Genomic DNA, 19,879 nt, shown 5'->3' on the forward strand with positions numbered 1-19,879 from the left:
GCGCAGTTCACCGCGCCCCTTGAGATAGTGCAGTGACAGGTCGCTTCGATTGCTCGCGCCCCTGACGCTTCCGGTACCGTTCCCCGGAAGCCCACCCCTTTTGCCGAGTTTCGGAGGTACCCGACGTGCGGATCGGTGCGCTGCTGGCCCCCGCCGCACCGCCGATGCGGCTGCTCGCCGGGAGCGACGAGCTCGACCGCGTGGTGACCGGCGTGATGACGACGGACCTGCGGGACCCGAGCCGGTACCTGCACGGCGGGGAGTTCGTGCTCACCGGGATGCTGTGGCGTTACGAGCCCGAGGACTCCGAGCGTTTCGTGCGCCACCTGGCCTCGGGAGGCGCCGCCGGGCTCGCCGCCGGAGAGGCGGAGGTCGGGCCCGTGCCGCAGGACCTGATCGATGCGTGCGAGCGGCACCGCATGCCGCTCTTCGCCGTCGGCGAGGACGTCGCCTTCGGGGCCGTCACCGAGTTCGTCAACCGGCAGGTCTCCGCCGACCGCGCTGCGGACCTGTCCGCGCTCGTCGAGCGGCACCGCATGCTCGTCTCCGCCGCCAGCGGGGCCGGGCTCGACGCCGTGCTGCAGCTCCTCGGCGGGGACGTGGACCTGGAGAGCTGGGTGCTCACCCCGACCGCCCGGCTGGTCGCCGGCCCGGTCGACGGGCTCGACGCCGCCGAGCGGGAGGCGCTGGTCCGCGCCCACCTGGAGTCGCAGCGCAGACGCAGCACGCCGGCCAGCCGCACCCGGGTGGGCGAGCGTCAGTTCTCGCTGCTACCGGTTCCCGGCGGGACGCCGCTCGCCCAGTGGCTGCTCGCCGTCGAGGGTGACATCACCGACTGGACCGCGAAGCGCCGCCAGCTCGCCGAGAACCTCGCCGGCCTGGTCTCCGCGGAGCGGGTCCGCCGCGACGAGGGCCGCACGCTGCGCACCAGGCTCGCCGACGAGATGATCACCCTGCTCCAGCGCGACGCCGCGCCGGACGAGCTGCAGCGCGCCCTCGACGCCGCGCACGCGATGAGCAGCGGGCCCGAACTGCCCCTGCCGAAGACCTGGGTGGTGGTCTCCGTCGCCGGTCAGGCGCTCGCCGACGGGGAGGCCCGCGAGGCCGTCACCGAGGCGCTGACCGGTCTGGACGACCGGGCGCTGGTCGGCGACGACGCGGATGCGGCGGTGGTGCTGCTGCCGCAGCCGCAGGGCGAGCTGACCGCCTCCGAGGTCCTGGCCGACCTGCTGGCGCCGCTCGAGGCCGGGCTCGGCCCGGAGGGCCGACTCACCGTCGGCGTCAGCGCTCCCGCCGACGGTGTCGGCGGCCTGCGCGGCGCGCTGGAGGAGGCCCGGCACGCGCGCCGCATCGCCACGGCCCGACTCGGCCGCCTCTGCGTCGCCGGGCCCGAGGAACTCGCCTCGCACGTGCTGCTGCTGGCGGCCGTGCCGGACGAGGTGCGCCGCGCCTTCCGCTCCCGGCTGCTGGACCGCGTCATCGCCTACGACCTCGAGCACCAGGCGGACCTCGTCCGCACCCTGGAGGCGTTCCTGCGCTACGACGGCTCCTGGACCCGCTGCGCGGCCGCGCTGCACGTCCACGTCAACACGCTGCGGTACCGGATCGGGCGGATCGAGGAACTGACCGGTCGTGACCTCTCCCGCCTGGAGGACCGGGTGGACTTCTTCCTCGCGCTCGAACTGAGCTGAGCCGCTGATCCGTTCGCGCGGGCCGAATCGCGCCGGGCGCCCTCCAAGCGGCAGGATGGACGGCACCTGTAGCGCGAACACGGATCGGACGCGAGTTGAGCAGCGATTACGCCGAATACGTCCGCAGGACGGCCCTGCGCCTGCCGACGGTCGGCATCGACATCGGCGGTACGAAGATCGCCGCCGGTGTGGTCGACGGCGAGGGCCGCATCCTGGAGCAGCTGCGCACCGAGACGCCGCACAAGAGCAAGAGCCCGAAGGTCGTCGAGGACGTCATCACCGAGCTGGTCCTGGCCCTCGCGGACCGCCACGACGTCCACGCGGTCGGCATCGGCGCGGCCGGCTTCGTCGATGCCCAGCGGGCGCGCGTCCTGTTCGCCCCCCACCTGAGCTGGCGCAACGAGCCGTTGCAGGAAGCGCTGAGCGACCGTCTGGGGCTCCCGGTCATCGTCGAGAACGACGCCAACGCCGCCGCCTGGGCGGAGTGGCGCTTCGGCGCGGGCGCGGGGGAGGAGCACCTGGTCATGGTGAACCTCGGCACGGGCATCGGCGGGGCGATCGTGCACGGGGGCCGGCTGGAGCGCGGCCGCTACGGCATGGCGGGCGAGTTCGGCCACATGACCGTGGTGCCGGGTGGCCACCGCTGCCCCTGCGGCAACCGCGGCTGCTGGGAGCAGTACTCCTCCGGCAACGCGCTGGTGCGCGAGGCCCGAGAGCTGGCGGCGGCGGAGTCGCCGGTCGCGCAGCCGCTGCTCGACCGGGTCGAGGGCGACGTCGCGTCCATCACCGGCCCGCTCGTCACGGAGGCCGCGCAGGAGGGCGACCCCTGCGCGGTCGAGCTGCTGCAGGAGATCGGCCAGTGGCTCGGCCTCGGCCTGGCCAATCTCGCCGCGGCGCTGGACCCCGGCCGCTTCGTCATCGGCGGCGGCGTCTCGGCGGCGGGCGAGCTGCTGCTCGCGCCCGCGCGCGAGGCGTACCGGCGCAACCTCACCGGCCGCGGGTTCCGCCCGGAGGCGGAGATCTTCGAGGCCGAGCTCGGCAACACGGCCGGCCTCATCGGCGCAGCCGACCTCGCCCGCGGCCGCGCCCGCCGCTTCCGCACGGTGAAGCGCGCCCGCGTGGAACGCGCGGAGCGCGTCTCCCGCACCGGCGTCGGCCGCCGCCGCACCCAGTGGTGGACCCCACTGGAACGGTGAGCAACCACCCTGTGCCGATGGCCCTGCGCGCCCGGACCATCTGCTCGGGTGGCTGTCGCGCAGTTCCCCGCGCCCCCATGGGGTGCAACCGCGCGCGGGAGCGAATCTTCGGCATTCGCGTTGACCGCGCTACAGTCGCGACATATCGTGTTGTCACTGTCCGGCACCGCCGTATCGACTGGAGCATGTCGTCGTGAACGAGCCCGTACCGCTTCCCGTGTCCAGCGATGGGCAGGGCCCCGCCCTGCGGGCGGGGGACGGGGACCGTGACCGTGTCGCCGCCGTGTTGGCCGACGCGCTCGCGACCGGGCACATCGATCCCGACGAGCACGCGCAGCGGCTCGAAGCCGCCTATGGGGCGCGGACGTTGGCCGAGCTGCACCCGCTCACCGCGGACCTGCCGGTCTCGGCCACCGAGCTGCAGCCCGTTGCGCCGCCCAGCACGCAGCCGGTGACCGCGCTGTTCAGCAAGGTGCGGCGGGGCGGGCAGTGGCCCGTGCCGCCGACGAGTGTGGTGCGGGCGCGCTGGGGGAAGCTCGTGATCGACCTGCGGCACGCGGTCTTCACCCGGCGCGAGGTGGTGATCGAGGCGGACGCGTTCTGCGGCCTGATCGAGCTGGTGCTGCCGCCGCACGTCCGTGTCTACGACGAGGGCAGTGCCCTCTTCGCCAAGCGGGCCCTGTCGAGCCGGACGGACGAGACGCAGACGGACGGGCCGATGGTGCGGATCACCGGCCGAGCGGTCTTCGGCCAGGTCCGGGTGCGCCGCGCCGGCGACGCGAAGTACCCGTGGCGGGAGTGGCGCTGAGCCGGGGAGCCCGGCTCAGCCCAGGGCGCGCTGCATCAGGACCGTGTCGATCCATCGGCCGTGCTTGAAGCCCACGCTCCTGAGCCGTCCCGCCGGCTCGAAGCCGAAGCGCCGGTGCAGCGCGGCGGAGGCGTCGCTGCCGGAGTCCGCGATCACGGCCACCAACTGCCGCAGATCGGTGGGCTCGCAGGCCGTCAGCAGCGCGTCCAGGAGTGCGCTGCCCAGGCCCAGGCCGGTGCGACCGGGGGCGAGGTAGATCGAGTTCTCGCCCGTGTGCCGGTAGGCGGGCTTGGGCCGGTAGTGGCTCACGTAGGCGTACCCGGCGATCTCGCCGTCGGCCTCCGCGACGAGGAACGGCAGCCCGCGTGTCGCCAGGTCCTCCGCCTTCGCACGCCAGTCGGCCTCCGTGGGCGGCACCTCGTCGAAGGTGACGACGGTCTCCCGCACGTAGTGGGCGTAGACCGCGGCGACAGCCGCGAGATCGGCCGGCCGGGCGGGACGGATCACCGTGCTGCTCCTGGAGGTTTCGGGGGGACGGAGACTGCGAGCAGGCTAGCCTCACGACCATGAAGCTGACCAAGTTCGGCCACGCCTGCGTCCGACTCGAACGGGACGGCCACGTCCTGGTCATCGACCCGGGCAGCTACAGCGACCCGACGGCGATGGACGGCGCCGACGCCGTCCTCATCACGCACGAGCACCAGGACCACTGCGACGAGGCGGCGATCCGCGGTGCGCTGGAGGCCAACCCGGGGCTGCGGATCTGGACCAACCGCGACCTCGCCGCCCGGTTCGGCGGTCTCGGCGCCGGGCGGGTGACCGCGGTCGGGAACGGGGACGCCTTCACCGCCGCCGGGTTCGAGGTGCAGGTGCACGGCGAGTGGCACGCGCAGGTCCACCCGCACTGGCCGATCGTCGCCAACACCGGCTACCTGGTCGAGGGGATCTTCCACCCCGGCGACGCGCTGACGGTGCCGGAGCAGCCGGTCGGCACGCTGCTGCTGCCGGTCCACGCGCCCTGGTCCAGGCTCGGCGACGTGGTCGACTACGTCAACGCGGTGGGCGCGAAGCGCGCCTTCGCCGTGCACGACGCGGGGCTCAGCGACATCGGGCTCGGCAGCGCGGCCTTCGCGCTGAACGAGATCGCCCCCGGCACGGCGTACGAGCGTCTGGAGCCGGGGGCGTCGGTGGACCTCTGAGCGAGGTCCGGGCGGGAGCTCAGTCGGCGGCTGTCAGCAGCGGGCGCAGCATCCCGCTCTGCAGCCGCACCACCAGCGGTGGCGCGTAGCGGCGCGCGGCCAGGGTCGCCGGGGCGGCGACCAGGGCGCCGACGACGAGGCCGACGACCACGTCGTGCGGGTAGTGCGCGCCCACCCAGACCCGCGAGAAGGCCATGAACAGCGCCAGCACCGAGGCGACGATGCCGATCCTGCGGTCGAGGATCCACAGCGCCGCGGCCGACGCTGCGGCGATCGTGGAGTGGTTGCTCGGGAAGGACCAGTCGCCCACGCCGGGGCAGGGCTGCAGGGTGACCGTGTGGGCGATGGCCTGGCATGGTCGGACCTCGGTGAAGACGCTCTTCAGGAGGTCGTTCACCACGTAGGCGAGGACGACGGCGACCGGTACGGCCAGCGCCGTCGCCATCGCCGCGGCGCTGCGCGCCTGGCGGGCCTGCCACCAGCCCCAGATCATCAGCAGGGCGAAGACGCCCAGGCCCAGGGTGGCGTAGAAGGAGACCAGGTCGTCCAGCCAGTGCGGCGCGCTCTGCGCCTGACGGGTGAACCAGGTGTACAGGCCGCCGTCGATGGGGGCCCCGTCCAGTGCGAGGTCGTTCACGGTGTTCAAGGGGGTGGTCACTCCGCGGAGGCGCTGCTCTTGCGGGAGCGCATCAGTTCGAGGCCGATCGGGATGACAGAGACGACGACGATCAGGCCGATGATGGGCAGAAGGTACTTGTCGATGTCGGGGATGCTGGAGCCGAGCGCGTAGCCCGCCATCGTCACGCCGACGGACCAGAGCAGGCCGCCGACGACCTGCCACAGGGTGAACGTCTTCACCGGCACGTTGAGCGCGCCCGCCATCGGGTTGAGGACGGTGCGCACGACGGGGATGAAGCGCGCGAGCACGATGGCCTTGGCGTAGCCGTACTTGGCGAGGATCTCCTCGGCCCGGTCGGCTCCGGCGAGCAGGTGCTTGTTGTTGGTGCGTGTCAGCAGCGCCTTGCCGCCCTTGAGCCCGATCAGGTAGCCGACCTGGGCGCCGAGCAGCGCGCCGACGGCGGCGCAGACCAGCACCGCGCCGAGGTTCAGGTGCACGCCGTTCTTGCTCGTGGTGCAGAGCAGGCCCGCGGTGAACAGCAGGGAGTCGCCCGGCAGGAAGAAGCCGACGAGCAGGCCGGTCTCCGCGAAGAGCACGACCAGGATGCCGAGTGCGCCGAAGGCGGCCAGCAGCGAGTTCGCATCGAGGATGTTCACCGCGAGCTGGTGCACGCCCGTGGGGTCGGGGGCCATGGGTTCGATCCTCCTGCGATAGTGGCTGCGAATCGCTTAACGTCTACATGTGTGTAGTCGTTCTGTGTCACTGTAGTGGATGGAAGAGCGGAATCACGAAGACGACAGAAGGGTGGCTCGCAGGTGGCGACCGAGGGGCAGCGGCGGCATCCGGGTGAGCTGGAGTCGGGCGTCCTGTCCGTGCTGTGGGCGGCCACGGGCCCGATGACCCCGGCCGAGATCCAGCGGTCGCTGGGTGGCGGGCTGGCCCGGACCACCGTCAACACGATCCTCTCCCGACTGCACGAAAAGGGGGTCGTGCAGCGGACGCGAAGCGGCCGCGCGTTCGCCTACGCGCCCGCGCGCGAGGTCGCCGACGCGCCGGGGCTCGCGGCGCGCCGGATGCGCAGCGAGCTCGACAAGGAGCAGGACCGCGAGGCCGTGCTCGCGCGCTTCGTCTCGGGCCTGAGCGACGAGGACGAGGAACACCTGCGCCGCCTCCTGGGCGGCTGAACCGTCAGGGTGCCGTTCCCGTGGAAGATGGGCGCATGACGTTCAGTACCCGCACCTTCCAAATGACCACCGGGCACCGCGAGACGGCCGTCGACCTCACCGACCGCTGCCGGTCCTTCCTCGACGAGGTGGCCGCCGGCGCGGACGGCCTGCTCAACGTCTTCGTCCCGCACGCTACCGCGGGCATCGCCGTGATCGAGACCGGCGCCGGCAGCGACGACGACCTGCTGGCCGCGCTGCGGGAACTGCTCCCGGCCGACGACCGCTGGCGCCACCGCCACGGCTCGCCCGGCCACGGCCGCGACCACGTCCTGCCGGGGCTGGTCGCCCCGCACGCGACCCTGCCGGTGGTGGACGGGCGGATGGCGCTCGGCACCTGGCAGTCGGTGGTGCTGATCGACACCAACGTCGACAACCCCGTGCGCACCGTGCGGCTGAGCTTCCTCATGTGACGGCTGCGACAGCCACGGCGCGAAGCGGCGTCCGGTGTTATTGAATGGGATGTGCGGTCAGGCATTTCGGGGCCCCGTCGCACGGGTCAGAACACCGCCCCGGCTCCGCGCCGGGGACTGCTGAGGGAGCCGCATGGACTCCACACCCTCTCCCTCGTCCTCCTCGCCGTTCGACCTGGTCAGCAGCGCCTTGGAGCGCAACCTCTCACGCGGCGGGGCGGACGCGCCCGAGGACCCGGGGGACGGCCGTCACGATCAGATTCTCGGCGCGGTCAGTCTGGACAGGGAGCTGAGGATCACCCGCTGCAATCTTCAGGCCCCCGTGTTCGCGGGCCTGGACGCCGGAGTCGGGAGTCCCTTCGTCGACCTTCTGCCCCCGGGGGACGTGCCGACCGTCACCCGGCGGCTGCGCCAGGTGCTGGAGACCGGTGAGGCGCACGTCGCCCGGATCCAGCGCCTGCGCCGGAGAGACGGGTCGGAGCTGGTCGTCTCGTTGAGCGTCCTGCCCGCCGCGGCGCCCCAGGAGGGGCTGACCGTCTCCCTGATCGCCATGGCCACGAGATTGCACCTGTACGCGGCCGAGACCGCGATCGGCACCTCCCTGGACATCGGCGAGACCGCGCAGTCGCTGGCGCAGTCCCTGCTGGCCTGGGGAGACGTGGCCGCGGTCGACCTCGACTACGCCGTGTGGACGGGCGAGGGGATCACCGGGCAGGGGGAGGGGCGCATCCGGCTGCGGCGGGCGGCCCTGGTGCCGGACCGGGCGTGGCCCGAGGGCTACGTGACCCCTGGCGACGACCTTCCCGGCGACGCGAGTCGTCTGCTGGCCCAGGCGGTCCGGCGGGACGACGCCCCGCAGGCCATCGTCGTACCCGACCGGGAGGCCGTGGAGCGGGTGTTCGGCGGTCCGCAGGTGATGCGCGCCCTGGTGCCCGGTGACCGGTCGGCGGGCGTGGCGTGCATTCCGCTGGTCCTGGACGGCGAGCCGCCCGTCGTGCTGGGCGTGGCGGAGGTCTGGCGGCGGGCGGACCTCCCGTTCCGCGACAGCGAGCTGTTCGACCTGCAGGAACTGGTGGCCAGGACCGCCCACCACGTCGACCTGGCCCGTCAGCACCAGCGCGAGCACACGCAGGTGCTGGCGCTGCAGCGCCGGCTGCTGCCCCGGACGGGCGGCGACACCGTCGAGATCGCCAGCGTGTACCAGCCCGCCACTCCCGACAGCGCGGGCGTCGGCGGTGACTGGGTGAACAGCTTTCCGCTGCCGGACGGCCGCACCGCACTGGTGGTCGGCGACGTCGTCGGGCACGGTCTGGGGGCCGCGGCCGCCATGGGCCAGCTCAGCATGGAGGCCCGGGCGCTGCTGTCCGCGGGGCTGGCGCCCGACGAGGTGCTGGAGCGCCTGGACGAGACCGTGACGCTGCTGGACGACACGGAGTCCGGGCTGGCGGCCGGCTACAGCGCCCTGGGATCCACCTGTTGCATCGCCCTCTACGACCCGGTCAGCCACCGGATGGCGCTGTCCAGTGCCGGCCACCTCCCTCCGGTGCTGCTCCTCCCGGACGGGCGCACCCGCCCGCTGGCGGTCCGGCCTCACCCCGGCCTCGGCGCCGAGTTCGCGCTGCGGGAGCCGTTCGGCGTGCACACGTTCGACACGCCCCCGGGCTCCCTGCTCGCGCTGTACACGGACGGCCTGGTGGAGGACCCGGCCGTGTCGATCGACGAGGGCATCGGCCGGCTGGCGGACGCCGTGTCCGCGGTCCACCCCTGGGACGACCTGCAGCAGGCCGCCCGCCGCGTCGTCTCCGCAGTGGCGCCCGCGCGCCAGCGGGACGACGTGACCCTGCTGCTCGCGCGGATGATCGGCTACCGCAAGGGGGACACCACGACCTGGCGGTTGCCCGCCCGGAACGACGCCCCCGCCGCCGCCCGGGCGCGGCTCTCCGCGCTGCTGCGGCACTGGGGCACCGCGGACGACACCCGGGACGACGTGCTGCTGCTGGTCAGCGAGCTGGTCGCGAACGCGGTGCGCTACGCCAGCGGTCCGATCACGGTCCGGGTGATCAGGACCGGTCACGGCCTGCTGTGCGAGGTGGGCGACACCGGCAACGGCAGACCGCGGCTGAGCCGGGGCGGCCTCCTCGACGAGAGCGGCCGCGGCCTGCGCATCGTGCACCGGCTCACCACCCGGTGGGGGGTGCGCTGGACGGACACCGGCAAGGTCGTCTGGGCGGAGGTCGCGAAGTGACGCGGCTGCGGACCGGGGAAGCCCGTGCCCGCCGCGCGGATCCGCGCTACAGCCACTCGCCTTCCAGGGCGGTGGCGGTGAGGCCCGGAGCGGCCGCGTACAGGACGGCGCGACTGCCCGGGGCCTGCCCGGCGTCGTGCGCCCGCCGCATGATGTCGAACACCGCGGCGCCTCCGCGGTTGCCGCTGGTGTAGCTCTCCCGGCTGTGGTCCAGCAGTCCCGACGGCCAGGCGTCGGGCATCGTCTGCTCCATGTACTCCAGCACCCGGGTCCCGCCGGGGTGCGCCAGCAGCACGTCGGGGTGCCAGGCCTCCGGGTCGTCCTGGTAGCGGACGCGCAGCCACTCCCACATCGCGGTGACCGTCTCCTGGACCGCGCGCGGCCCGCGCCGGTCCATCACGAAGTGGGCGCCGTCCTCCCGCGTGTCCAGGCGGTGCAGGTCCTGGGTGCCGGGCAGCGTGTGGTGCCAGGCGGAGTCCAGGCGCAGCACCGACTCGTCCCGTTGACGGCCGGTGACCACCGCCGCGACTGCGGTGTCCGCGAACAGCAGCCGGACGATCAGGGACTCGAGCGTGTCGTCCGCGGGCTGGTAGGTGGTGCTCAGTGCCTCCGAGATCACGACCAGGACCACCCGGTCGGGATCGGCGGCCACGAGGTCCGCGGCCAGCGCCAGCGAACGGGTCCCCGCTATGCACGCCCACTGCGTGGCCGGCAGCAGCATCGCGTCGTCGCGCAGCGGAAGGCTGTTGGCCAGCGCGACGTCCAGACCCGGCAGCGCCGGGGTGGTGGAGTGACTGGTGATCAGGCAGTCGACGTCCGCGGCGTCCAGTCCGGCGATCTGCAGGGCCCCGCGCGCCGCACGCTCACCGTAGGACCGCACGGCCTCCCAGGCCGGTGCGGTGCGCTCCTGGACGGTCTGCGGCGTGGGTATCGCCTCGAGTGCGGCGATGGCGCGGTCCACCTCCCGCTGGGTGAACCCGTCGCGCTGCAAGGCCTCTTGGGCCGAGGCGACGCCGACCGCCTGGAGGCCGCCGCCGCTGCCCGGCGCGACTGCCGCCTCCAGCGGCAGCATCCAGCCCCGGGCCTCGATGCCGGTGCTCGCCGCGATGCCGTCGATGCGCGGCTCCCACGCCGCATGCGGATGCCGGTCGCGCACCTCCTCGACGATCTGGCTGGTCTCCACGGTGTGCTCGCCGTGGATGACGGCAGGAGGGCAGAGGTAAGCGGCCATGCTGGTGCACCTTTTCAGGGGGGACATGGGGTCGCGGCCAAGAGGGCGCCGACGGGCGCCACTTCGGAGCGCGATTCCCTTCGAGGATGCACACAAAATGGACATATACGCTGTGACGTAGACAACTTGGACGGCGTCGATGAGTGTGATGCGGCCCACGTCCTCCGGTCCCATGCGAACCGTGCGCCACTGGATCCCCAGCTGACTCCCGTTCATCCGACGATCTGTCAGGAGTCGTCAGCCAAAAGGGCGTACCTTGTCAAAACGCTGGCATGAACACTTCCCCGGGTGTGTTACCGACTGGTAAAAAGTTCGACGACGCGCGTCGACCTGTCCCCACCCCTGACCAGTCGTGCACCACCACCACAAGTGGAGGTTCCATGCGCAGCCCCGCGTCCAGACGGCTCCTGGCAAGCGCGATCGCCGCCGGCGCCCTGCTCACCGGCGCCCTCGCCGCGGCCCCCACCGCGCAGGCGTCGACGGGCGGCTACGTCGCCCTCGGCGACTCCTACTCCTCCGGAGTGGGCAGCGGCAGCTACATCTCCTCCAGCGGTTCTTGCGAGCGCAGCACCCTCGCCTACCCCTACCTGTGGCAGCAGGCGCACGCGCCTTCCAGCTTCAGCTTCCAGGCCTGCTCCGGTGCGACCACCGCGGACGTGCTCAGCGGTCAGCTCTCCACGCTGAGCAGCAGCACCTCCGAGGTCAGCATCACCATCGGCGGCAACGACGCCGGCTTCTCCTCCACGATGGAGACCTGCGTCCTGGACGGCACCAGCTCGTGCCTGTCCGCGGTGAACACGGCCGAGAACTTCATCAACACCCAGCTCGGCGCCAAGCTCGACGCCGTCTACACGGCGATCCGCTCCCACGCGCCCAACGCCCACGTGGTGGTGCTCGACTACCCCCACCTCTACGCGGTCCCCGGTGACTGCCTCTTCGGGATCAGCGACACCAGCCGGTCCGCGATCAACGGTGCGGCCGACGACCTGGCCTCGGTCACCGCCAAGGAGGTCGCGAAGTACGGCAACTTCAGCTTCGCCGACGTCCGCAGCGCCTTCTCCGGCCACGAGATCTGCACCGACTCGCAGTGGCTGCACAGCACCACGCTGCCGATAGACGAGTCCTACCACCCCACCTCCGCCGGTCAGTCGGGCGGCTACCTCCCGGTGTTCAGCGCCCACACCTGATACTGGGTGCATGACCGCTGATCTCCCGCTGGTCCACCACGTCGAGTTGTGGACGGACGACCTGGCCCTCGCCGAACGGCAGTGGGGGCCGGTGCTGACCGCCCTGGGCTGCGAGCCGTTCCAGCACTGGCAGGACGGCCGCAGCTGGCGGGCCGGCGGGAGCTACGTCGTCATGGAGCAGTCGCCTGCGCTGCGGCCCGGAGGCCACGACCGGATGCGGGCGGGGATCAACCACCTGGCGCTGCGGGCCCCCGGGCGGGTCCGCAGCGCCGACCTGCGTGACGTGGCACTGGCCGCCGGCTGGACCGAGCGCGTGGACACCGGACAGGCGCTGCACCTGGTCGACGGTCAGGGCTTCGAGCTGGAGCTCGTCTACGACGAGCAGGACGAGCAGGACGAGCAGGAGGACCAGGCGGACGGCCCGGTCACGTCGTGAGCTGGACGGACGGGGCCGCCGCCGCGTCCGCGTAGAGGGCCTCGATGTCCGCCGCGCAGGCGCGCGCGATGGCCCGGCGGCGCAGCTTGAGCGACGGCGTCAGCAGGCCCGCCTGCTCGGTGAACTCGATCGCGAGGATGCGGAACGCGCGGACCGACTCGGCGCGCGAGACCGCCGTGTTGGCCGTCACCACCGCGCGCTGCAGCTCGGCGTGGAGCTCCGGGTCCGTCGCGGCCTCGATCGGGCTCAGCGGAGCGCGGCCGCGCACGCGCAGCCAGTGCTCGACGGCCTCCGGATCGAGGGTGATCAGCGCCGCGATGAACGGCCGGTCGTCGCCGACGAGCGTGCAGTGCGCCACCAGGGGATGGGTGCGGATGCGGTCCTCCAGCACCACCGGCGAGACGCTCTTGCCGCCGCTGGTGACCAGGATCTCCTTCTTGCGCCCGGTGATGTGCAGGTAGCCCAGCCGGTCCAGATGGCCCAGGTCCCCGGTGGCCAGCCAGCCGCCGCGCAGCGTGCGGCCGGTGGACTCGGTGTCGTGCAGGTACCCCTGGAAGACCTGGCCGCCGGAGATCCAGATCTCGCCGTCCTCGGCGATCAGCACGCTGGTGCCCGGGATGGGCTGCCCGACGGTGCCGAAGCGGACCTTCTCCTGGGGGTTGGCGGTCGCGGCGGCCGTGGTCTCGGTCAGGCCGTAGCCCTCCAGCACGGTGACGCCCGCGCCGCGGAAGAACAGGGCCTGTTCCCGGCTCATCGCCGAGCCGCCCGACATGGCGTAGCGCAGCCGTCCGCCCAGGACCGCGCGCACCTTGCCGTAGACGAGGGACTCGTAGAGCTGGTGCTGCATCCGCAGCGCGGCCGAGGGGCCCGGGCCCTCGTCGAAGGCCTGACGCTCCAGCGCCTCGGCGTAGCGGACCGCGACCTGGTAGGCCTTCTCGAAGGCGGACGCGCGCCCGGCCCGTTCGGCGCGCTCTCTGGCTCTTCGGAGCATCTTCTCGAAGACGTACGGCACGGCCAGCAGGAACGTCGGACGGAACGCCGCGAGGGTGGGCAGCAGCTGGGTCGGCGAGGTGCTCGGCTCGTGCCCGAGCTTGATCCCGCCGCGGACCGCGGTCACCTGGATCATGCGCCCGAAGACGTGGGCCAGCGGCAGGAAGAGCAGGGTCGCCGGCTGCTCGCCACCGCGTCCGCTGAACACGTCGTCGTAGCGGGCCAGCAGGTTGTCGCACTCGGCGAGGAAGTTGCCGTGGGTGATCACGCAGCCCTTGGGGCGGCCGGTGGTGCCGGAGGTGTAGATGACGGTCGCGACGGTCTCCGCGACGACGGCCTGCCGGTGCTGGTTCACGTACTCGTCCGGCATGCCCTGCCCGGCCATCGCCAGCTGCGCCAGCGCGCCCGAGTCCAGCTGCCAGATGTGCTGCAGGTCATCGAGGGTGTCGCAGACCGAGCCGACGGTCATGGCGTGGTCCTCGTGCTCCACGATGCAGGCGACGGCCCGGGTGTCGGCGAGGATCCAGCGCAGCTGCTCCGCGGAGGAGGTCGGGTAGACCGGCACGGGCTGGGCGCCGAGCGACCACAGGGCGTAGTCCAGGACGGTCCACTCGTAGCGGGTGCGGGACATCATCGCGACCCGGTCGCCGAAGCGGATGCCCTGCGCGAGGAGGCCCTTGGCCACGGCCAGCACCTCGTCGCGGAAGTCGACGGCGGTCACGTCCGTCCAGACGTCTCCCTGACGCCTGGCCAGGACGGGCTTCTGCGGCGTCTCCTCAGCGGTCCGGTAGACGGACTCGGCCAGCCCCTCTGCCTTGGGGCACCGCGCCAGCGCCGGAACACTGAACTCGCGCACGTGGTCTTTTCCCTCCCTGCCCCCCGAGGCGCGGGCGGCCGAGATCGAAAGTTACCTCTCGGAAACAGAGAGTGGCCAGAGTGCGTCCAGCTGCTTCACCGGACTTCCACTGCGCGCGACCAGCGTCTGCAAGTTGCGGAGAAACCGACCGCACGCTGCGATTTCGCGAGATATGTGCCAGTTGTTCTGGTTTGGTGCACGAGATGTGACGACGTGTGGCGAAGATCAGGCGAAATATGCGTTCGATGAGGCGGCCGATGCTCGAACTGGTACATGCGCAAGTAGTAGAGTCGCGGCGTTTCTGCCGGGCCCACAAGAGGAACCCATGCGACTCCGCCGCAGATCCATCCGCGCGAAGATCACCGCGTTGCTCCTGGTACCGCTCATCGCGCTGACCGGTCTCTGGGCCTACACCTCGGCGGTCTCCGCTACCCAGGTGTGGGGCCTGCTCAAGGTCGTCGACGACTACAAGTGGTACGGCGCACCCGCCGACACGCTCTCCCGGGCGCTCCAGGACGAGCGGTGCGCCGCGGTCTCCTTCGCCGCGACCAGGATCAGCGGCAGGACCGTGCCCGCCTCGGTGCTGGCGCCCCTTCAGGCCGCGGAGGCGCGGACGGACGCGGCCGCCGCGGTCTTCGAGGCGCACGCCACCGACGCGGGGCACCGCAAGGACCTCAACGCCCCGTCCGAGGACGCGGTGCGGACGATCCTCGACCAGGTGAACGCCCTGAAGGTGGAGCGCACCGCCGTCCAGCAGCACTACCTCGACTGGTTCAGCGTCTACGTCTGGTACACGAACGTCCAGGACCCCTTCTTCGACCTGCGCCTGGGCCTGAGCGACATCCCCGCCGGCGACCTCGCCCGCACCGCCCAGAACCTCGTCGAGCTGGTCCGCGCCCGCGAGTACATCTCCCGCGAGGACGCCCTGGAGGAGGGCGCCCACCTCCAGCCGGACCTGAGCGCCGTCCAGTTCCAGGAGATGCTCTCCACCTCCGCGACCGAGCAGCTGCTGCTGCGCGTCCACATCACCCAGCTGCCCGCGCAGCTGGCCTCGCTCTACCAGGACTTCGCCGACAGCTCCGACTACTCCGAGCTCAACGCCCTGGAGGACTACTCCGGGCAGCTCGGCGAGTCCCAGCACATCAGCCGGCTCAACTACGCGCAGTGGCGCGAGACCGCTGACCGGGTGCTGAACCGGCTCAGCGACATCGACCAGCAGGCCGCCACCGTCGCCGGACAGCAGGGGCGCGACTACGCCCTCGGCGTCATCTGGCGCGACGGCATCGCCGGCGCGCTCGGCCTGCTCGCGGTCGTCGCGACCGTCTTCATCTCGGTGCGCATCGGCCGCCGCCTCGTGCGCGAGCTGGTCCAGCTGCGCAACGGCGCCTTCGACCTGGCCGGCGTGCGCCTGCCCTCCGTCATGCGACGGCTGCGCGAGGGCGAGAAGGTCGACGTGGCCGTCGAGGCCCCGCCGCTCACCGCTCCCGACGAGCCCGGCCACGGACCGACCGCGCCCGACGAACTGGCCCAGCTCGGCCGCGCGTTCAACGCCGTCCAGCGCGCCGCCGTCGAGGCCGCCGTCGAACAGGCCGAACTGCGGCGCGGCGTCTCCGCCGTCTTCGTCAACCTCGCCCGCCGCAGCCAGGCGCTGCTGCACCGCCAGCTTTCCCTCCTCGACGAGATGGAGCGGCGCGCCGAGGACCCGGAGGAGCTGGAGGACCTGTTCCGGCTCGACCACCTGACCACCCGTATGCGCCGCCACGCCGAGGGCCTGATCATCCTCTCCGGCTCGGCGCCCGGCCGCTCCTGGCGGCGGCCGGTCCGCATCCTCGACGTGGTCCGCGCCGGCGTCGGCGAGATCGAGGACTACGCCCGCGTGCGCGTCCACCGGATGCCGCCCGTCGCCGTCGTCGGCGGCGCCGTCTCGGACCTGGTCCACCTGCTCGCCGAACTGGTCGAGAACGCCACCGTCTTCTCGCCCCCGCACACCCAGGTGCGGATCGTCGGCGAGGAGGTCGCGCACGGCTTCGTGCTGGAGATCGACGACCGCGGCCTCGGCATGGGCGACGAGGCGCTGTCCGCCGCCAACGACCGCCTCGCCACCGGAGGCGACTTCGACCTCGGCGACACCGACCGCCTCGGACTGTTCGTCATCAGCCGCCTGGCCGCCCGTCACCAGATCCGCGTCTCGCTGCGGCGCTCCCCGTACGGCGGCACCACCGCCGTGGTGCTGCTGCCCCACGAGCTGCTGACCCCGGCCGCGCCGCGTCCCGGCGACGCCGCCGGGACCGGTTCGGCGTCCGTCTCCGGCGCGGAGTCCGGCACCGCCTCGGGCGAGTACGCGCTGCCCGCGTCGCTCACCCGCGGACTGCGCGACGCACCGCCCGAGACCGGCCGCGCCTCGGGCAGCCGCCTCGCGTCGACCCCGCGCTCCTACCCGGGCCGCCTGGGCGGACCGCGCCCGCACACGCCCGACGAGGCCACCGGCGGCGGCCTGCCGCGGCGGCGGCCCAACCCGGCCCTGCAGGCCGTGCGTCAGGAGGTCCTGGCGGACGAGGTGCTGGTCGAGGAGGTGCTAAACGTCGAGGTCCTCGACGGTGGCGGCCTCGGCGCCCTCAGCGCGGCGGACCAGGTCGTCGGCACGGACGTGATCGACGCCGAGGTGCTGAGCGAGGAGGACCTCGCCGTCGAACTGCTGCCCGCCGTCGAGGACAGCCGTGTCGGCCACCCGGAACGGACCGCCCACGGCAGCGCGGCCGGAAGCACTCCGCCCGCACTGCCCCGCCGCGTGCGGCAGGCGAACCTCGCGCCGCAGCTGCGCCGCAGCGGGGACGCCCCCGCACAGCCGGAGGGGCCGCGCTCCGAGCGCACGCCCGAGCAGGCGCGGGCGACCTTCGCCTCGTTCCAGCGGGGCCTCCAGCGCGGGCGCACCCAGCCCGCCCCGCCCACCGATGACCACACTGGCGCGAACACAGAACCGACTGCGGAAGGAACCACCCGATGACAGCCACGACGAAGCCGTCCGGCGACCTCAACTGGCTTCTGGACGACATGGTCCGGCGGGTGCCCGCGATCCGGCACGCCGTGGTGCTGTCCAGCGACGGTCTGGCCACCGGAGCCTCCGGTGAGCTGGCCCGGGAGGACACCGAGCACCTCGCGGCCGTCGCCTCCGGCTTCCACAGCCTCGCCAAGGGCGCCAGCCGCCACTTCCAGGCCGGGGACGTCCGGCAGACCATGGTCGAGCTCGACCAGGCCTTCCTCTTCGTCACCGCGGCCGGGGACGGCAGCTGCCTCGCCGTGCTCAGTGAGTCGGACGCCGACGTCGGCCTGATCGCCTATGAGATGGCCCTGCTGGTCCGCCGGGTCGGCGAGCACCTCGGCACGGATCCGCGGGGCTCGGCGGGGTGAGACCGATGCCGGGGGAGCAGGACGGTTTCGACGGCGCCGACGGTTTCGAGGAGGAGCCGGACGACGCCCTCGCCGACCACGACGCCGAGGAGGCGGAGCTCGGTCAGCTGGTGCGCCCGTACACCCTCACCCGCGGGCGCACCCGCCACGCCGTCTCCGAGGCGTTCGATCTCGTCACCCAGATCAGCCCCGCGCCGCGGGAGTCCGGCGGCGCGGACGAGGAGGCCCAGGACCCCGAGCACGAGGCGATCCTGGAGCTGGTGCGGGTCCGCACGCTCTCCGTCGCCGAGCTCGCCGCCGATCTGGACCTGCCGCTCGGGGTGGTCCGCATCCTCCTCGGCGACCTGTTCGAGGCCGAGTTGATCGAGGTGACCCGGCCGGTCCCGGCGGCGGAACTGCCGCACGTCGACATCCTGCGCGAGGTGATCCGGGGCCTGCGCGCGCTCTGACACGCGCACGCCCACGGATCACCTGTTCGTCGAATCGGGGCCGGGCCTCACCCGGAGGGGTCAATCGGACGCCGCCGCGGGCTGGCCCGCGGCGCGCTGGGCAGCTTCGCGGCATGGAGCCACGGATCTGTCCGCCACCCCCGGTCCCGGCCGTCCCGCCGGTGCGACCGGGAGGCCCGCACATGCCGCCCAGGCCGCCGGCGTTCCCGCCCGCGCTGCGCTGCGCCTACGTCCACCCGCACCCGCCCGCGCACCCCCACCCGCGCCCGCTGCTGCGTCCGCCGGCGCCCCGTCCCACCCCCGTGCACGTCCAACCGGCCCCGGCCGTCCACACGCACGCCGCCACGGCCGTGCCGCGCCCGCTGCCCGCGCCCGAGGTCGCCGCCCAGCCCGCCGCTCCCGAGGCCGCCTTCGTCTACGTGGCCATCACCATCCCCGCCCTGGTCGCCGCCGGGACCGGCGCCTTCCACCAATTCTTCGGAAGGGGACGCTGAGTGGACCTCGGTTTCCTGTTCGCCGCGATCGTCGGCCTCGCCCTCGCGGTGCTCGTCCTCGCCCTCTTCGGCCGCACCGCCCGCTCGCGCGAGGGAGTCTTCTCCGGCAGCGCCCTCGCCTTCCTCGGCTCGGCGTCCCTGTCCTCCTTCGTCCTCATCGCCGCCTTCCTCATCGCGGGCTCCTGGTCCAACCTCAACACCGCGCGGGGCCACACCCTCGACGAGGCCCGCGCCCTCAACGCCGCCTACACGGACGCGGACGCGCACACCCGCCCGCTGCTGCACGCCTACGTGACCTCGGTGATCCACGACGAGTGGCCCACGATGGCCAAGGGCCAGGCCAGCCCGGTGTCCTGGGAGCGGCTCGACGCAGTGCGCGCCCAGGTCCTGGCCGAACCGTCCTCGGCCGCCCGCGAGCAGGAGCTCAGCGACCTGGGCGGCGTCTACACGAGCCGGCAGGTCCGCCTGGCCGACTCCTGGGCGACGATGCCGTGGCCGCTGTATCCCGCGCTGGTCTGCACCGGACTGCTGGTCCTGCTCTACGCCCCGATCGCGGGCCTCACCTTCCACCGGCGCGAGGCGGTGGCGCTGGGCCTGGTCGGGGCGGTGGTCGGCTTCGGGGTGTGGATGGTGCTGCACATGACCCACCCGTACACCGGCCCGGTCCACGTGACACCGGTGGCATACACACAATCCCTGCAACGCTTCACGCAGTTGGCGGGCACGGTGCCGAAGTAGCGGCGTGGTGCGCGCGACATGGGGGGTGAGGTTCCGCACGCCGGTCCGCATTGCCTATGATGCGCGCGTGATGCGTGGCACGAAGGGGGACGGCTCGTTCGTCGCCGTCAAGATCCTTGTTGCGGGCGGCTTCGGCGCGGGCAAGACGACGCTGGTCGGAGCCGTCAGCGAGATCCGGCCTTTGCGGACGGAGGAACGGCTGAGCGAGGCGGGTCGTCCCGTCGACGACACGCACGGGGTGGAGGGCAAGACGACCACCACCGTCGCCATGGACTTCGGCCGGATCGACATCCGGGAGGGCCTGGCGGTCTACCTCTTCGGCACGCCCGGCCAGGACCGGTTCTGGTTCGTCTGGGACGAGCTGGCCCAGGGGGCCCTCGGCGCCGTCGTGCTCGCCGACACACGGCGGCTGGAGGACTGCTTCCCGTCCGTCGACTACTTCGAGCGGCGCGGCATCCCTTTCGTCGTCGCCGTCAACTGCTTCGAGGGCGCTCAGCACTACCCGGCGGACCAGGTGCGCGACGCGCTCGACCTCGGCGCGCACGTGCCGGTCGTGCTCTGCGACGCACGGGAGCGGGACTCCGTCAAGGAGGTCCTGGTGCACGTGGTCGAACTTGCGCTGACCGAGCGGGAGTCCGTCTACAGCTGAGCCCGGCGTGAGCCGGTGCGGTCGGTGCGGCCGGTGTGGTCGGGTGG

20 protein-coding genes are annotated in these 19,879 nt (G+C 72.7%); 15 read left to right on the top strand and 5 right to left on the bottom strand.

Annotation, left to right across the window (positions count from 1 at the left end; genetic code table 11):
• Positions 1–125 precede the first annotated feature (125 nt).
• The 3 genes from TR49_RS18040 (at position 126) to TR49_RS18050 (ending at position 3,695) form a co-directional block, all read left to right on the top strand.
• On the top strand, positions 126–1,691 hold the full coding sequence (locus TR49_RS18040) for a PucR family transcriptional regulator (protein ID WP_042382935.1): 1,566 nt from the start codon (positions 126–128) through the stop codon (positions 1,689–1,691).
• 95 nt (positions 1,692–1,786) lie between these two features.
• Positions 1,787–2,887, top strand: coding sequence for an ROK family glucokinase (locus TR49_RS18045; RefSeq protein WP_236653418.1), 1,101 nt, complete (start codon positions 1,787–1,789; stop codon positions 2,885–2,887).
• 193 nt (positions 2,888–3,080) lie between these two features.
• Complete coding sequence (locus tag TR49_RS18050; protein ID WP_236653419.1) at positions 3,081–3,695, top strand: DUF1707 SHOCT-like domain-containing protein; 615 nt, start codon at positions 3,081–3,083, stop codon at positions 3,693–3,695.
• Positions 3,696–3,710: 15 nt separating this feature from the next.
• Here the strand turns inward: TR49_RS18050 and TR49_RS18055 are convergent, their stop codons facing one another.
• Entirely contained in the window at positions 3,711–4,202 is a 492-nt protein-coding gene (locus TR49_RS18055) for a GNAT family N-acetyltransferase (RefSeq protein WP_084724986.1), read from the bottom strand.
• A gap of 59 nt (positions 4,203–4,261) precedes the next feature.
• Between TR49_RS18055 and TR49_RS18060 the strand changes: the two genes are divergently transcribed.
• Positions 4,262–4,894 carry an MBL fold metallo-hydrolase gene (locus TR49_RS18060; RefSeq protein ID WP_042382937.1) on the top strand — a complete coding sequence of 211 codons (633 nt, stop codon included), beginning with the start codon at positions 4,262–4,264 and terminating at the stop codon, positions 4,892–4,894.
• 19 nt (positions 4,895–4,913) lie between these two features.
• Here TR49_RS18060 and TR49_RS18065 read toward each other — a convergent pair whose 3' ends face one another.
• Entirely contained in the window at positions 4,914–5,531 is a 618-nt protein-coding gene (locus TR49_RS18065) for a phosphatase PAP2 family protein (protein ID WP_042383021.1), read from the bottom strand.
• Positions 5,532–5,548: 17 nt separating this feature from the next.
• Positions 5,549–6,205, bottom strand: a complete 657-nt coding sequence (locus TR49_RS18070; RefSeq protein ID WP_042382938.1) for a DedA family protein — start codon at positions 6,203–6,205, stop codon at positions 5,549–5,551.
• 123 nt (positions 6,206–6,328) lie between these two features.
• On the opposite strand from TR49_RS18070, the gene TR49_RS18075 reads away from it, so the two are divergent.
• The 3 genes from TR49_RS18075 to TR49_RS18085 all read left to right on the top strand — a co-directional run bounded on the left by TR49_RS18075 (position 6,329) and on the right by TR49_RS18085 (position 9,394).
• On the top strand, positions 6,329–6,697 hold the full coding sequence (locus TR49_RS18075) for a BlaI/MecI/CopY family transcriptional regulator (protein WP_042382939.1): 369 nt from the start codon (positions 6,329–6,331) through the stop codon (positions 6,695–6,697).
• A 35-nt stretch (positions 6,698–6,732) separates the two neighbouring features.
• Positions 6,733–7,149 (top strand): secondary thiamine-phosphate synthase enzyme YjbQ, encoded by a 417-nt coding sequence (locus tag TR49_RS18080; RefSeq protein ID WP_042382941.1) that lies wholly within the window; start codon positions 6,733–6,735, stop codon positions 7,147–7,149.
• Positions 7,150–7,282: 133 nt separating this feature from the next.
• The gene (locus TR49_RS18085) at positions 7,283–9,394 is read left to right on the top strand and encodes an ATP-binding SpoIIE family protein phosphatase (protein ID WP_042382942.1); all 2,112 of its coding nucleotides are present in this window, start codon (positions 7,283–7,285) and stop codon (positions 9,392–9,394) included.
• 46 nt (positions 9,395–9,440) lie between these two features.
• Here the strand turns inward: TR49_RS18085 and TR49_RS18090 are convergent, their stop codons facing one another.
• A complete protein-coding gene (locus tag TR49_RS18090; RefSeq protein WP_042382944.1) occupies positions 9,441–10,625 on the bottom strand; it encodes a beta-ketoacyl-[acyl-carrier-protein] synthase family protein in 1,185 nt (394 codons plus the stop codon).
• Between the two features lie 380 nt (positions 10,626–11,005).
• Between TR49_RS18090 and TR49_RS18095 the strand changes: the two genes are divergently transcribed.
• Entirely contained in the window at positions 11,006–11,812 is an 807-nt protein-coding gene (locus TR49_RS18095) for an SGNH/GDSL hydrolase family protein (RefSeq protein ID WP_042382945.1), read from the top strand.
• A 10-nt stretch (positions 11,813–11,822) separates the two neighbouring features.
• On the top strand, positions 11,823–12,248 hold the full coding sequence (locus TR49_RS18100; RefSeq protein ID WP_052434392.1) for a VOC family protein: 426 nt from the start codon (positions 11,823–11,825) through the stop codon (positions 12,246–12,248).
• Here the strand turns inward: TR49_RS18100 and TR49_RS18105 are convergent.
• Entirely contained in the window at positions 12,238–14,094 is a 1,857-nt protein-coding gene (locus TR49_RS18105) for an AMP-dependent synthetase/ligase (protein WP_042382946.1), read from the bottom strand. The genes TR49_RS18100 and TR49_RS18105 overlap by 11 nt on opposite strands.
• Before the next feature lie 325 nt (positions 14,095–14,419).
• Between TR49_RS18105 and TR49_RS18110 the strand changes: the two genes are divergently transcribed.
• From TR49_RS18110 to TR49_RS18135, 6 genes are all read left to right on the top strand, one after another.
• Positions 14,420–17,098 carry a sensor histidine kinase gene (locus TR49_RS18110; RefSeq protein ID WP_052434393.1) on the top strand — a complete coding sequence of 893 codons (2,679 nt, stop codon included), beginning with the start codon at positions 14,420–14,422 and terminating at the stop codon, positions 17,096–17,098.
• Positions 17,095–17,502: a roadblock/LC7 domain-containing protein gene (locus tag TR49_RS18115; RefSeq protein ID WP_042368463.1), complete on the top strand. Its 408-nt coding sequence runs from the start codon at positions 17,095–17,097 to the stop codon at positions 17,500–17,502. The genes TR49_RS18110 and TR49_RS18115 overlap by 4 nt, the downstream gene beginning before the upstream one ends.
• A gap of 5 nt (positions 17,503–17,507) precedes the next feature.
• Positions 17,508–17,951 carry a DUF742 domain-containing protein gene (locus tag TR49_RS18120; protein ID WP_042382947.1) on the top strand — a complete coding sequence of 148 codons (444 nt, stop codon included), beginning with the start codon at positions 17,508–17,510 and terminating at the stop codon, positions 17,949–17,951.
• A gap of 182 nt (positions 17,952–18,133) precedes the next feature.
• On the top strand, positions 18,134–18,445 hold the full coding sequence (locus tag TR49_RS18125) for a hypothetical protein (protein WP_042382948.1): 312 nt from the start codon (positions 18,134–18,136) through the stop codon (positions 18,443–18,445).
• A complete protein-coding gene (locus TR49_RS18130; protein WP_042382949.1) occupies positions 18,446–19,183 on the top strand; it encodes a bestrophin-like domain in 738 nt (245 codons plus the stop codon). It begins immediately after the preceding gene.
• Between the two features lie 70 nt (positions 19,184–19,253).
• On the top strand, positions 19,254–19,832 hold the full coding sequence (locus tag TR49_RS18135; protein WP_042382950.1) for a GTP-binding protein: 579 nt from the start codon (positions 19,254–19,256) through the stop codon (positions 19,830–19,832).
• Positions 19,833–19,879 lie beyond the last annotated feature (47 nt).

This window comes from Streptacidiphilus melanogenes (assembly GCF_000787835.1).
Taxonomy (GTDB): Bacteria; Actinomycetota; Actinomycetes; order Streptomycetales; family Streptomycetaceae; genus Streptacidiphilus; species Streptacidiphilus melanogenes.